Source organism: Melioribacteraceae bacterium 4301-Me (assembly GCA_041538185.1).
GTDB classification, from domain to species: Bacteria; Bacteroidota; Ignavibacteria; order Ignavibacteriales; family Melioribacteraceae; genus Pyranulibacter; species Pyranulibacter aquaticus.
Genome location: JBGORM010000001.1, coordinates 372,722 through 387,659, shown reverse-complemented (window position 1 = coordinate 387,659; position 14,938 = coordinate 372,722). Strand labels below are relative to the sequence as shown.

The 14,938-nt window shown below is 31.3% G+C and carries 13 protein-coding genes; 12 read left to right on the top strand and 1 reads right to left on the bottom strand.

What is annotated here, in order from left to right; all coding sequences use genetic code 11:
- The first annotated feature begins 10 nt into the window (after positions 1–10).
- The 4 genes from ABRY23_01750 to ABRY23_01735 are packed head-to-tail and all read left to right on the top strand — an operon-like array spanning position 11 to position 3,941.
- Positions 11–991, top strand: coding sequence for an HlyD family secretion protein (locus tag ABRY23_01750; GenBank protein ID MFA3781771.1), 981 nt, complete (start codon positions 11–13; stop codon positions 989–991).
- A gap of 27 nt (positions 992–1,018) precedes the next feature.
- Positions 1,019–2,182 carry an ABC transporter permease gene (locus ABRY23_01745; GenBank protein ID MFA3781770.1) on the top strand — a complete coding sequence of 388 codons (1,164 nt, stop codon included), beginning with the start codon at positions 1,019–1,021 and terminating at the stop codon, positions 2,180–2,182.
- Positions 2,179–3,345 carry an ABC transporter permease gene (locus ABRY23_01740; GenBank protein MFA3781769.1) on the top strand — a complete coding sequence of 389 codons (1,167 nt, stop codon included), beginning with the start codon at positions 2,179–2,181 and terminating at the stop codon, positions 3,343–3,345. The genes ABRY23_01745 and ABRY23_01740 overlap by 4 nt, the downstream gene beginning before the upstream one ends.
- A gap of 53 nt (positions 3,346–3,398) precedes the next feature.
- Positions 3,399–3,941: an outer membrane beta-barrel protein gene (locus ABRY23_01735; protein MFA3781768.1), complete on the top strand. Its 543-nt coding sequence runs from the start codon at positions 3,399–3,401 to the stop codon at positions 3,939–3,941.
- 74 nt (positions 3,942–4,015) lie between these two features.
- Here ABRY23_01735 and ABRY23_01730 read toward each other — a convergent pair whose 3' ends face one another.
- Positions 4,016–7,651 (bottom strand): alpha-amylase family glycosyl hydrolase, encoded by a 3,636-nt coding sequence (locus tag ABRY23_01730; protein MFA3781767.1) that lies wholly within the window; start codon positions 7,649–7,651, stop codon positions 4,016–4,018.
- Between the two features lie 776 nt (positions 7,652–8,427).
- On the opposite strand from ABRY23_01730, the gene hisG reads away from it, so the two are divergent.
- The 8 genes from hisG to hisIE are packed head-to-tail and all read left to right on the top strand — an operon-like array spanning position 8,428 to position 14,869.
- Positions 8,428–9,297 (top strand): ATP phosphoribosyltransferase, encoded by an 870-nt coding sequence (gene hisG, locus ABRY23_01725; GenBank protein ID MFA3781766.1) that lies wholly within the window; start codon positions 8,428–8,430, stop codon positions 9,295–9,297.
- Positions 9,294–10,586 (top strand): histidinol dehydrogenase, encoded by a 1,293-nt coding sequence (hisD, locus tag ABRY23_01720; protein MFA3781765.1) that lies wholly within the window; start codon positions 9,294–9,296, stop codon positions 10,584–10,586. The genes hisG and hisD overlap by 4 nt, the downstream gene beginning before the upstream one ends.
- A complete protein-coding gene (gene hisC / locus ABRY23_01715; GenBank protein ID MFA3781764.1) occupies positions 10,577–11,629 on the top strand; it encodes a histidinol-phosphate transaminase in 1,053 nt (350 codons plus the stop codon). The genes hisD and hisC overlap by 10 nt, the downstream gene beginning before the upstream one ends.
- Positions 11,626–12,225, top strand: coding sequence for an imidazoleglycerol-phosphate dehydratase HisB (gene hisB, locus ABRY23_01710; protein ID MFA3781763.1), 600 nt, complete (start codon positions 11,626–11,628; stop codon positions 12,223–12,225). The genes hisC and hisB overlap by 4 nt, the downstream gene beginning before the upstream one ends.
- On the top strand, positions 12,222–12,809 hold the full coding sequence (hisH, locus tag ABRY23_01705) for an imidazole glycerol phosphate synthase subunit HisH (protein ID MFA3781762.1): 588 nt from the start codon (positions 12,222–12,224) through the stop codon (positions 12,807–12,809). The genes hisB and hisH overlap by 4 nt, the downstream gene beginning before the upstream one ends.
- Positions 12,803–13,522: a 1-(5-phosphoribosyl)-5-[(5-phosphoribosylamino)methylideneamino]imidazole-4-carboxamide isomerase gene (hisA, locus tag ABRY23_01700; protein MFA3781761.1), complete on the top strand. Its 720-nt coding sequence runs from the start codon at positions 12,803–12,805 to the stop codon at positions 13,520–13,522. The genes hisH and hisA overlap by 7 nt, the downstream gene beginning before the upstream one ends.
- Complete coding sequence (hisF, locus tag ABRY23_01695) at positions 13,512–14,267, top strand: imidazole glycerol phosphate synthase subunit HisF (GenBank protein MFA3781760.1); 756 nt, start codon at positions 13,512–13,514, stop codon at positions 14,265–14,267. Before hisA ends, hisF begins: the two co-directional genes overlap by 11 nt.
- Positions 14,264–14,869: a bifunctional phosphoribosyl-AMP cyclohydrolase/phosphoribosyl-ATP diphosphatase HisIE gene (hisIE, locus tag ABRY23_01690; GenBank protein ID MFA3781759.1), complete on the top strand. Its 606-nt coding sequence runs from the start codon at positions 14,264–14,266 to the stop codon at positions 14,867–14,869. The genes hisF and hisIE overlap by 4 nt, the downstream gene beginning before the upstream one ends.
- Positions 14,870–14,938 lie beyond the last annotated feature (69 nt).

The following is a 14,938-nucleotide window of genomic DNA, read 5'->3' as shown; positions in this document are numbered from 1 at the left end:
GAGAACCAAAATGAAATTGACTAAAGGAAAAATAGTTGTATCAATACCAATCTTTATAATGCTCATCTCTTTAATATTTTTAATCGCTTCTGTATTCACCTCTAATGAAGAAGTTTTAACGGGGATAGTTGAGACAACCGAAATTGACGTAGCCTCTAAAATCCCAGGTAGAATTGATACTATATATGTCAACGAGGGTGAGCACATCGACAAGGGATCAGTTTTAGCAAGTTTAGAAAGCAAAGAAATGGATGCAAAAGTAGAACAAGCAAAAGGAGCGATGGAAGCAGCAAAAGCAAAACTACAAATGGCTAAAAACGGTGCTCGTCCAGAAGAAAAAATAGCTGTTGAACAATTATACATTCAAGCAAAAGAACAATTTAATTATGTCGAAAAAACTTGGATAAGATTTAAGAAACTTTTCAAAGATTCTGTAATAACAAAACAAGAAATGGATGAAATGCAATTCAAATACAACTCTGCTAAAGCACAGATGGAAGCAGCAAAAGCAAAATACGAGATGGTAATGAAAGGAGCTAGACCAGAAGAAATTGATGCAGCAGAGTCTTTATATCATCAAGCAGAAAATGCTTTCAACGAAGCATGTGCTTATAAAGATGAACTAATTATCAAATCACCTATTGATGGAGAAGTAAGTAAAATTATTGCAAATACTGGTGAAGTAATAAACAGTGGTTACCCAATTTTTACAATTCTGGATTTAAGAAATTCCTACGTGGTTCTTCAAGTACGAGAAGATAAAATGGACACAATCAAAATGGGAAAAATCTTTAAAGGATTTGTCCCTGCACTCAATAATTCTGAATATGAATTTGAAGTTACGTACATCTCCCCTATGGCAGATTTTGCAACTTGGAAACCTACAAATCAAAAAGGTGAGTTTGATTTGAAAACTTTTGAAATACATCTGAGAAGCAAATCACCAATAAACAACTTAAGGCCAGGTATGACAGTAAATATTAAAATGTAAAACATAGTTTTTATTTAAAAAAAGAACATGAAAAAGTCTATTGAAAACATTAAAGAAATTGTACTAAGAGAGTTCAAAAGAATCACTGAACAGAAAACTATATATGTCTTATCCATAATAACATCATTAATTATTTTCTTTCTTTATGCTTTAATATACAAGAATGAACTTGTAAGGGAACTGCCAGTGGGAATATGCGATTTAGATTATAGTATGCTTTCTAGAAAAATTACTGAATCAGTCGAAAGCACTTCTTCTATGAAGATTATGCATTACTTTACTTCAGTAGAAGAAATTAAACAAAGTATGAGACAAGGAAAAATTGTAGCTGCATTCTACATACCTAAAGGGCTTGAAAATAAAATTAAAAAAGGCGAAAACTCCACTGTTGTTATTTATATTAATGCATCTAACTTAATTGTAAGTAATATAATTTATAAAGATGGACTAACTATACTAAGAACAATTTCGGGTGGAATATTATTAAAAAAATTAGAGGCAAAAAAACTTAGCAAGGAAAGTGCTATTAATTTAATTAACCCAATTAGGCTTGATACAAATTCATTATATAACCCAAATTACAGTTACCTCAGCTATTTAGTCCCAGGTTTAATTGCATTTAGTTTACAAATAATAATAATAATTACTGCAGCTGTAAGTATTGGTTCAGAATTCACAGATAATTCTTTCGAGAAACTATTAAAAATCCCAGACAATAATTTATCTGCAATTTTAATAGGCAAATCTTTACCGCTTATATTAATTCACACAGTAAACGTATTTTTAATTTTAGGTATCATTTTCCCTTTACTCAATATACCAATTCATGGAAATGTTCTTCTCGTAGCTTTATTTATTATTTACTACATTATTTCATGTGTGATGCTTGGTCTGTTGATTTCTTCTATTTTTCACAATCAACTTTTGGCAACAGAATTTGCTGTTTTTATAAATACCCCTGCATTTATACTAAGTGGATTTACTTTCCCGATTTGGGCTATGCCTTTAATACCAAGAGTATTAGCTCAATTAATGCCTTTTACTCACTTTCTAAATGGATTTTTAAAACTTTATTTGATGGATACACCTATTGCAACTGTTATTCCTGAAATCGGAATTCTTACCTTGTTTACAATAGGTTCATTCTTGCTATCTATTCTGATACTTAAATACAAAATCAAAAAATTATGAAAGAAAGAATAAAAAATATTATCACTGTCTTTAAAAGAGAAATCAAAGTAATCTCAAAAGATGTGAATTTAATCGCCGTCTTATTATTGGCACCTATCTTCTATTCATTTTTTTACAGCTCCATTTATTCTAATAAGACTGAAGAAAACGTAAGAATAGTTGTAGTTGACATGGATAATTCATCAATTACAAAAGAATTGATAAGAAATTTTGATGCTCACCAAAAAATAAAAGTATATGAAGTAGTGTCAGATTTTTCCAATGGAGTTAAAGAAATTAACACAGGAAATGCTCAGGCTATGATTTTTTTCCCAAAAAATTTTGAAAAGAATCTCAAAAGTGGTAAAGGCGCTGACTTGAAGTTATATCTTAATTCAAGTCGCTTTTTAGTCTCTAATGATATTAACAAAGCCATTAATGAAACAATTGCGTATGCAGGTGCTGAAATTCGACTAAAATATTTTTTATCTAATAGCTATTCGTACGAGCAAGCTAAAGAATTAATAGAGCCCATACATGGAGAAATACATCCCATGTTCAGTTTTACTGAAACTTATGGTGATTTTTTAATACCTGCTATATTAATCTTAATTATACATCAAACGCTGCTTATAGGACTATCGGAAAGCATTGCTAAGGAAAGAGAATTAGGTACTTTAAGCGAGTTATTTTATTTGACAAAAGGGAATGTAACTGATGCAATTCACGGTAAGGGATTATTCTATTTTATTCTTTATCTAAGTTATTCACTTTTTTTTCTCACTATTAACTTTAAGGTATTCTCTATAAATATATTAGGCAGTTGGTTCGCACTGTCATTGACAGTAGTTTTACTTATAGCTTCTGTGATTTACATAAGTATTTTTATCTCTTCCTTTTTTAAGAAAAAGATAATCTCATTACAATTTTTAACATTAACATCGTATCCCGTTTTTTTAATTTCTGGGTACAGTTGGCCAATCCAATCAATGCCAATTTACATAAAAGTAATAGCATATTTAATTCCCATTACACCTTTCTACAATGCATATATAAGAATAATTAGAATGGGTGCAAGTTTTTCTGATGTATATCTACAAGTTATCCATCTTTTAGCATTAACAATACTTGGATTTGCTGTTGCAAGCATTAGAATGAAAACACTTTTTAGTAATGTGAGATGAATAAATAATAAAAAATGTCTCAATTTTTTAACTACAAACAAATAGGAGGTAATATGAAACGCTCGATTAGTATTACAGTAATTTTATTATTGTCGCTGTTTGCTAATTCCGACCTATTTAGTCAAAATAGGTTTTCAGTGGGAGTTGTAGGTTCATGGTTTAACAATTCAAGCCAGAATAACAGAATAAGTGAAATCAATAATCCATCTGGTTACGGAATTATATTAGGTTATTCTTTTAACAAAAATCTCACTCTTGCATTCACTGGTGAATATTTAAGCGGAAACATGGAAAATATTTCCGGAAACGAAAAGGATTTGCGTACTCATCTTTCATTATACCTAACACCTTTTGTATTTAACAAGATTAGACCATACTTTTCTATGGGGATAGTTTTGACAAACAGAAAATTTGAATACTCTATAACAAATCCTACAGAAACAAAAACTAAACTCAACGGAAGAGTTGGTGTTGGAATAGACTATGCTTTATTTAACAACATTGGGTTAAATGCCGACCTCGGCTTTTACAATGACGGTTATAATTTTGTAGGTATGACAAGCAGTATAGGATTAAGATATAATTTTAATTTGTAGAATAAATCAGAATTAAGATTGTTCTCACACCTCCTGAAAAAGGTAGACATCCACACGATGTAGTGTCTACCTTTTCATATTAATTTAAGATTATTATCTAAAATTAAATTCTTCAATTTCTCTTTTAAAAAATCATATTTATACCCACATTCATTTGAGAGTGTAACGATAGAACTATATAATTTGGATAGTTTTTTTATGTAAAAAATGGCTATTTCTTCTTTGCTTTTATTTTTATCATTTGTATAAAGTGAAAGTAAGTTGATAGTTAAAATCCACTTAAGTAGTTCTTCGAACCTTTCTTTATTATAATACCAAACACCTTCGAAACAATTTACACCCAAATAAAATTTAACATGCTCATTTTCAAAAAAAGAGTCAATTAAACTGAGATAATTATCTTTAGTTGTTTTAGTAATGTTATCTATTTGCTTTTCTTCGTAATTAATCTCAAATAAATTTAGAAGATTGACTTTATTATGGAATAAAACATTTAATAGTGATATTTCGTAATAGAGATTAGTATCATTGTGCGTTACTCCCATCAAAATATTTTTTATTGGTATATCAAGCATAAGTTTATTAATGAAGTTGCTCTTGTTAATTTTACCTTTATCTTCAAATAATTCTTTTAAATTTCTAATTGTATCCCACAGCAAAAGTAGAACAATATTTTCTTTATAATTATTGATGATAGAAAAAACAATCATATCTTGTATATTTTTATTCACAATATTTTTATCAACTGGGAATTCGTTGCATAAAACTGAATTCAAATTATGAGCAGATTCTGCAACAGAAATAAAATTACTTATCATCTGGGAATGATCGACTTCAATTGAGCAATATCTTGTTATCTCTTTGAGCAGATTTTTATACTTATTCTCTAAAGGTTCAACAATCGTATTAGCACTATTATTTTTCCCCGTTTCAAATAAATAGTTTATAAAACCTTCAATCGTCTCAGGCAAAAATAAATCCCCAAAAGATTTATGGACTGGTTCTAAGGTCATCAAAATTTTCTCTTGTTGAATATTTGACACTCCCCTGCCATCTAATTTTTCACATAATTTTTGCCATGCACCAGAGTCATCATAAACCTCTTTAAAATCGATAAAAACCTTATATTTGAAAGCATGTAGTTCAACACTGAATCCGTTCTGAGCTATGTCTTCACCACTTTTAATAAATTCCAATTTCGAATTTAATTCACGATAGACATAAAAGTAGTTTTTAGAAGTATTTATTTTAATGGCATCTGACAATGTTTTAGTTTGTAGTTGTTCATTTACAAGTTTAGATGTTGAACGATAAATTTTACCAGAGGTGTATTCAAATTTATTATTGTAAAAAACTACAGCACGCTCACCTTGTGCCATATTAGTAAACGCAAAAACATTTTCGTTAACATTTCCAAAGCTATCGATGAAATCGAACAGCCAAAAATTTTCTACTCCAGCAAAGATGTAGCGCTTTTTTATTAATGGAAAAATTTCTCTTTCATGTCTTTCGATAAGCCATTGCAAAGGTGATTCTTGATAATAAGCCTTTTTATATTCCATGCCGTATTTTTCAGTGAAACCTTCAATTTGTCCATGAGCAAACATTGGTAAACCGGGTAAAGTAACCATTAAAGTGCAAACACCAAAATATTTGTCGTCTGTCCCAAATTGTTTTATAGCTGTTTCCTCGTCTGGATTGCTCATAAAATTAACATATCTTTTTAATATTTCAGGCTCAAATTCTAATGTATTAGTAATAAGGTCGCGATATTTTTCGTTTTCCTCTTTCATCATCATGTGCATAAAAGCAGAATTATAGACACGATGCATACCGAGTGAACGTACGAAATATCCTTCCATTAGCCAAAATGCTTCTGCAAGTAACAAAGTATTTGGCATTTCAGAATTAATTCTATCGACCACCTCACGCCAGAATTCTGTTGGGAATAATTTATCAAATTCACTTTGTGTCATTGAAAAATCAGAGCGAGATGGGATATCGCCACCTTGACCAGGTGGTGGATACCATAAACGTGAGAAATGACGTTTGGTTAAGGTCATTGCGGCATCAAATCGAATAATAGAGAATTTCCTTGCGACTTCTAAGATTTTTTGAATTACTGCTTCTCTTACTTCTTGTTTAATCATATTAAGTTGAGCAGTATCATTCCATGGCATGTTAGTGCCGTCGTTACCGTGATAAATGTAACGTATTTCTCCAGTACGATTATCAATTCTTTGAAAAACGACTGCAGCATCAGAACGATTCCAATAATGGTCTTCAATTCGAATTTGGATAGATGGATCATCAGAAAGGTCAGGTCCATTAAAAGTGTAATTTGGGAAAGGTGAATAATCAATTTGAATAAAATAATTCGGCTTTTCCAAAATCCATTTGGAAAAAATACCTGTATGATTTGGCACCATATCACTTGCAAGACGAATGCCTCGTTGAAATGCACGAGCATTTAAATTATTGAATGCGTCCTCGCCTCCTAAATCACTTGCAATTTGATAATCGTAGAGTGAGTATGCTGAAGCAGTTGCATCAATGTTTCCCAATAAGTGTTTTATTTTACGTGATGCACTGCTTCTTTCCCAAATACCAATTAGCCACAAGCCGTTAAATCCCCAATTAGCTAATAAATCTAATTCTTCATCGGGGATTTGATCTAAAGTTTTAATTGTTCTTTGGTATTTTTTGGATAACTGGTCTAACCATACGTAAACATTTTTTGCTATCAAAACTACTTTTGGCATCCAATCAATATCTTCTGTGAAGTTCTTCGGCTCTTCGTAATCTTTCCAAATATCTTCAGCGTATCTATAGCCCGATTTACCAAGTGTAAGAAAATCTGCATCATTCATTTTATCTTTAAACTTAGGTACTGCTGTTGGAGCTCCTCCTCCCAAAAATTCAAAGCGTAAATCTTCTTTCATTAAATCTTTGCTTTGTAAAATTCTATTGCCAAATTTTTCTTTAATAAGTACGCCCCATCGTTCAAAAATAAAATCGAGTTGAGCTTCGTGACTGTTAGGATTTTTAATAATTGGCGTTTTTAAAAACGAAAAAATATCTTGGTTATCAGGCCCAAACTTTTTCTCTCGCTGAAAGAACTCATCCAATTTTTTTATCAGAAAATTATATAAGCTCTTTTCATTTAAATAATTTTCATCGAAAAGCTCAATAATTCGCTGATTAGCCGGATTAAAATTGGCGAAATAAAGCGTTATAATTTCTTGTAATGTAATTTCTATATGAGATTTGTTTTCCGTTGAAGAATTTAGGTAATCTGCAGTATTTAATTTTCCGTTATAAACATCAATAGGTGGAAACACATCGATAAAATCAGACAACACATTGTTAAGTGAATCTGCATTAACTTCTTCAATTAAAAAATTAACTGCCTTTTGAAATACGTTTGGATTCACACGATTTTCATACTCATTAAGTATAAAATGATAAATTTCATCAATCAACCCAGCAGCGTTAACCTCACCAGGTCTTACATGAAGTTCGTAATTTCTTTTCGAGTTTATTTTTTGAACAAAAAGACGTACACTTTTGAAATCTGCAAAAATTACATTGCCGTTAATAGAAAAAAGCTCATCATCAAATTGATACTGCTCCCTTACTTGCTTTGCAATGTGAAATTCAAACTTAATGCCTGTTTTTAGTAATGAACAATAATTTTCTTTATATCTCATATTAACTCTTAGCTGCATATAAATCCTATCAATTCGATGAATAAATATAAATAAAAAATATTTTTATAATCTTCATAAATAAAGTAGTCTTTGTATTGCGCTTAGTAGTTTATAACTTTCTATTTTTTATGCAATTAGGACATAGAACTTAACTAACCATATCTGTCCAAAATAATTTTTTATATCGTCCCTACGGGACTTTTTGATGAGAATTCACCCACGATGAGAATTCACCACCCACGAAGTGGTGGATTCCCACACCTTGTGGTATGTTGGGATTATCTCTTTCTATAGATATTTTGTCCCTAATTTGACAAAAAGCTTTTGAGGATTGTTATTTTAACATTATCATAATCCCGTTAGGGATTGAATATTTCTAGAAGATTTACAACCCTATGAATTCAAAAGTCCCGTAGGGACGAGATAGGTTTTATCAACTAATTAAGAAAAACAATTCCCGAAGGGATGTATTCCCATAAGAATTTGATTGTATTATAAATTTATTTGGGTATCCATCCCTTCGGGATTTGATTCCAAAATTATTTTGGACACCAATGGAACTAACAACAATACAGCAGTAAAAGTATTGACATTAAATCCAAAATGCTTATTTTTGCAGTACAAAAATGAACGCGAAATGACAAGGCTAATCCATACATATTATCATCATTATCATTTTATACCTCCAAGAGGCGTCGGATTAGTTTAGTCAGTTTAATATTATTTACTCACACAACCCCGACGCTAAAGTCGGGGTTTTTTTTTATGGAGCATGTATGCTTAACGGTAACTTAAAATTAGCTATACAAAAAAATGGCAGACTAACTCAAAAATCAATTCAATTGTTAAGAACAGCGGGATTAGAAATAGAGGATTATAACGATAGACTTATAATCTCAGTACAAAATTTCGATATGGATATTATTTATTTACGAGACGATGACATTCCAGAATACGTTAAAGATGGAGTAGCCGATATAGGAATTGTAGGTGAGAATGTATTTTACGAGAAAAAAGCAGATGCAGAAATAATAAGAAAACTTGGTTTTGGTAAGTGTAAATTTTCTCTTGCCGTGCCGGAAAGCAAAGAAGTAAAAGAACTAAATGAATTCAATGGGCTACGTATCGCTACCTCATATCCTAATTTACTCAATGACTTCCTTAAAAAAAATAATCTCAACTCAATTATAGTAGAAATTAGTGGCTCAGTTGAAACTGCTCCATCACTTGGTATAGCAGATGCAATTTGCGACTTAGTTTCGACCGGTAACACATTAAAATTACATAAGCTTAAAAAATCATTTGATGTGTTTGAATCAGAAGCTGTCTTAATTGCAAATAAATTTATTCATAAAGACGAAAAAAAGAATAATGTATTTGAAGAACTACTTTTTCGTATTGATTCTGCGCTTAAAGCTAAATCATCTAAGTATTTAATGATGAACGCACCTAAGAGTGCAATAGAAAAAATAAAAAGTGTTCTGCCAGCACTAAAAAGTCCAACTATTCTTCCCTTGGCAGATGAATCGATGGTGGCAGTTCATGCTGTAATACCTTCTGATAAGTTTTGGGACATATTACGCAATTTAAAAAAAGTTGGCGCATCAGATATTTTGCTTCTAACAATAGATAACATGATATTATGAAAATTTATACTTACAACAAAACTTCAAATCAAACTATTGAGCGATTATTTTCAAGAACAGCGATAAACAACGAACGTGCAATTAAAACTGTAAAACCGATTCTTGAAGATATAAAGCAAAAAGGCAACAAAGCGTTAATCAAATACGCTAAAAAATACGATGGCCTCAGAGGTAAAAATTTTTTAGTGCCTCGTAACACGATAATTAATGCTGCAAAAAAAATTGATAAAGAATTAAAAGAAGCGATTGATACAGCAGCAAATAATATCTACAATTTTCATAAATACCAAAAACCGAATGGCTATTCAATCGAGACAACGAAAGGAATAAAATGTAAGAAAATATTTTTACCAATAGAGAATGTAGGATTATATATCCCCGGAGGAAGTGCTGAACTATTTTCTACATTATTAATGCTCGGAATTCCAGCAAAAATTGCTGGCTGTAAAAGAGTAATTGTAACATCTAAATTAAATGATAATAAGATTAGTCCACAAATGGCTTATGCTGCTCTCAAATGCAATATTACAGAATTTTATAACATAGGTGGTGCACAAGCAATTGGAATGATGGCTTATGGAACTGAATCAATTAAAAAAGTCGACAAAATTTTTGGTCCAGGAAATCAATACGTAACAGCAGCGAAAAGTCTTGTAAGTATTGATTCAAGTGGATGCACAATTGACATGTTGGCAGGACCAAGCGAGTTACTCATAATTGCAGATAAATTTGCCAATGCTGCACATGTTGCAGCTGATTTGCTCTCGCAAGCAGAGCATGGCGCAGATTCCCAAGTAATTTTAATTACAGATGATTTTAATCTTGCTCGACAAGTAAAAGATGAGATGGAAAAACAAGTCAGCAGTCTTCCCCGCCGAAAAATTATAACAGAATCATTGAAATCGTCTTTCATCTTAGTTGTCACTAAAATAGAAGACGCTGTTACACTTTCGAACATTTATGCTCCAGAGCACTTAATACTGAATTTTAAGAATGCAAAAAGACTCATTAACAAAATTAAAAATGCCGGGTCAGTTTTTATTGGCAGATACTCAACAGAAAGCATAGGTGATTATGCATCAGGAACTAACCATTCACTACCCACAATGGGATATTCTAAATCAGTTGGAGGTGTTAGTGTAGAATCTTTTATGAAAGGAATAACATTTCAGGAAGTGTCAAAAGAGGGCTTTAAAAAAATTTCTAGAACTGTAATAAAAATGGCGGAAGAAGAAAAACTAAATGCTCACGCAAACGCTGTAAAAATAAGGATGGCAAAATGGACATAGGAAAATTAGTTAGAGAAAACATTGAAAAACTAAAACCGTATACCTCTGCCAGAGAATCTCATCTGCCGCAAGATGAATCTATAATTTTGCTGGATGCAAATGAAAATGCTTACGGTAGTGTGGTTAATGATAATGGCTTAATGCTCAATAGATATCCAGATCCTTATCATAGAACAATTAAAGAAAGACTTTCTGAATACATAAATGTAAATCCACAAAATCTTTTCATTGGAGTTGGCTCAGACGAAATTATTGACTTAACTATAAGAATATTCTGTACTCCTGGCAAAGACAAAGCTATGATATTAGAACCAACTTATGGAATGTACGAAGTAGCTTGTAATATCAACGACGTTGAAGTTGTAAAGGTAGAGTTAAACAAAAAATTTCAAATAGACTTTAACGCTGTTAAAAATTCTTTCGATGAAAAAATAAAAATTATTTTTCTATGTTCTCCTAATAATCCGACAGGCAATTTAATTGAGCAAAGCTCCATATTACGCTTAGCTAAAGAGTTCCCAGCTATCATTGTAGTTGACCAAGCTTATTATGATTTTGCAGAAGAAGAAATAGATTTAGTCAAAACAATAGATTTGAAAAACATCATATTACTTAGAACATTCTCTAAAGCTTGGGGTTTAGCAGGAATTAGATGTGGATATTGCATCGCTCAACCAGAAATTATTAATTACCTTTACAAAATCAAACTTCCTTACAACCTAAATAAACTAACTTCAGCAAAAGTTATTGAAGCATTAGAGAATATCGGGGAAAAAGAAAAATTAAAAAACAAAATAATATCAGAAAGAAAATATTTGATAGATGAGTTGGACAAAATAAGAGGGATTAAAAAAGTTTACCCATCGGACTCAAATTTCATATTATTTGAAGTAGAAGAACCAAAAATTATTTATGAAAGATTGGCAGCAAAAGGAATAATTATACGTGATAGAAGCAATCAAGTTAAAGGCTGCTTACGTGTTACGGTAGGCACCGAAAAAGAAAACAAAAAATTTATTGACGAACTGAAGAAAATACTATGAAAGAAAAAAGCCCAGTCAGAAAAGTAAAATATGAAAGAACCACTAAAGAGACCAAAATAAAAATCTCAGTAAATTTAGATGGTTCAGGGAAGTATAAGATTAACACAGGTTTAGGCTTTTTTAACCACATGCTTGAACAATTAGCAAAGCATTCGAATATTGATTTAACTTTATCTGTAAAAGGCGATTTATATGTTGATGAACATCATACGGTAGAAGACGTTGGTTTAGCACTTGGCGAAGCAATAGACAAAGCTTTAGGTGATAAACGCGGTATTTCTCGTTATGGATTTCTACTCCCTATGGATGATTCAATTACACAATGCGCCATCGATTTGGGAGGAAGACCTTACCTTGTTTTTAAGTGTAAATTTAACAGAGAATATGTTGGCGACTTTCCTACCGAATTGACAAAAGAGTTTTTTAAGTCACTTGCCCAAGGAATGCGAGCAAATATTTATCTAAAAACATCCGGAGAAAATGACCATCATAAAATTGAATCTATGTTTAAAGCTGTTGCAAAATCGTTAAATGAGGCTTTTAAATATGACCCAAGAAATAAAAATGACTTGCCGTCTACTAAAGGTGTCTTATGATTGCTATAATCGATTATGGAGCAGGAAACATTCAATCTGTAATTAATGCGCTCGACGATTTGAACGCTGACTTTATTGTTACAAACAACGCCAAAGAAATAAATGAAAGTGAGAAAATAATTTTCCCGGGCGTGGGCGAAGCTTCTTCTGCTATGAATAATATTAATTCACAAAATTTAACTGACATTATCCAAAAATGTAAAAAGCCTTTTTTGGGAATTTGTCTCGGCATGCAATTACTTTGCGATTATTCAGAAGAAGGCAACGTTAAATGTCTAGGTATTATTCCCGTAGCAGCAAAAAAATTTAATTCAGAAAAAGTTAAAGTGCCACACATGGGGTGGAATAAAATTTTTATAAATAATAAATCAAAATTATTTGATGAAATTGAAAATGAAACTTATTTCTACTTTGCAAATTCTTTTTATGTGCCAGCAAATCAATTTTCAATAGCTTCTTGCAATTATGAAATTAATTTTTCTGCTGCAGTGCAAAAAGAAAATTTCTACGGTGTGCAGTTTCATCCTGAAAAATCCGGTGTAGTTGGAATTAAGTTATTAAAAAATTTTATAGAGAAATGTTAACTATACCAGCAGTTGATATTTATAATGGCAAAGTTGTACGATTGCTTAAAGGAGATTTTAATCAAATTAAAATCTATGGTGATAACCCAATCGAAATAATACAAAAATTTGAGCAGCATTTATTTCCTTGGGTTCACATTGTTGACCTTGTCGCTTCAGTAAGTGGTAATATCACCACAATAAATTTATTGAAAGAAATTAAGAAGTCTTCAAAATTAAGAATTCAATTTGGCGGCGGAATAAAAAATTTTTTGCAAGCTGAATTACTCATAAAAGAAGGAATTGATAAAATTATCGTTGGATCAATGTCAGTGCTGAACAAAGATGATTTTGAAAAAACCGTAATTAAATTTGGTGCCGAAAGTATTGTTGTAGCACTCGACGTAAAAAACGAAATGGTGTTAATAAAAGGATGGACAAAAGAGAGTAACATCAGTATTTGGGATCATTTAAATTATTGCATCTCTTTGGGCATAAAATATTACTTGTGTACGGATGTATTAAAAGATGGCACTTTGCAAGGACCTCACATAGAATTTTATAAAAAAATTATGTCTTCTTATCCACAAATTAAATTAATTGCTTCTGGCGGTATTAGCTCGGTTGATGACCTTCTTGCATTAAAAAAAATAAATATTTACGCATCAGTTGTCGGCAAAGCAATTTATGAAAATAAAATTAGCCTTAAGGAGTTAAGCAAATTTGTTAGCTAAAAGAATTATACCTTGTTTAGATGTCAAAGACGGAAGAGTAGTAAAGGGTACAAACTTTATAAATTTACAAGACAGCGGTTCTGCAGTAGAATTAGCGCATCGTTATTACATCGAAAATGCAGATGAATTAGTTTTTCTGGATATAACAGCAACAGAAGAAAAAAGAAAGACTTTAATTGAGTTAGTAAAAGAAGTTGGACGTGTCATAAGAATTCCTTTTACTGTCGGCGGTGGAATTTCAACATTAACTGATATAGGGAATTTATTGGATGCGGGTGCTGATAAAGTTTCGTTAAATTCTGCAATTGTTCGCAATCCAAATTTAATAGAAGAAGCTTCTAAAATTTTTGGCAGCCAGGCGATAGTTGCAGCAATTGATGTTAAAAAAGTAAACGGCAAATATCTTGTTTACATTCAAGGCGGAAAACAACAGACTCAACTCGAAGGCTTTAAATGGTGTAAAGAAGTATGTGATCGCGGTGCCGGGGAAATTTTGCTCACATCAATTGACCATGATGGAACTCGTAAAGGATACAATTTAGAGTTCCTAAAAAAATTAGCTGATTTAGTTACAATACCAGTCATTGCAAGCGGCGGTGCTGGAGCAAAAGAACATTTTTTAGAAGCATTTAAATTCACTAATGTTGATGCATGTCTCGCTGCAAGTTTATTTCACTATAACCAATTAAATATAATTGAACTAAAAAAATACTTGTCGGATAATAACATAGGAATAAGACTATGACTGAAATTGATAAATTGAACTTTGATAAGAATAATGGCTTAATCCCATCAATTGTCGTTGATGAAACTACTTCTCAAGTTCTAATGCTTGGTTTCATGAACCGTGAATCATTACAAAAAACTATCGATACAAAGCTTGTTACTTTCTTTAGTCGTTCAAGAAAAAGTCTGTGGACTAAAGGTGAGACTTCCGGCAATTATTTAAAATTATCTAAAATATTAGCTGACTGTGATAATGATGCTTTGCTTATTTTTGCCAAACCGGAAGGACCTACATGCCATACAGGAAATTATTCTTGTTTTGGAATTGAAAAAGAGAACCTAAATTTTTTGAAATATTTATTTAAGCTAATACAGTCAAGAAAAATAGAATTACCAAAAAACTCATACACAAGTAAACTATTTCAAGAAGGTACAAATAGAATAATTCAAAAAGTAGGAGAAGAAGCAGTAGAGACTATTATTGCTGCAAAAAACAATGATAAAAATGAGATAATTAATGAAGTATCCGATTTGATTTACCATTTGTTTGTAATGCTTGTCGATAGAGAAATTGAGCTCGAAGATATAACAAATAAACTTACGGAAAGGCATGCTAAATAAATTAGACTTTTTAATAAATATTGTCGTTTATTTATTTGTACAACTAATACACGTTAAACTGCAATAAAA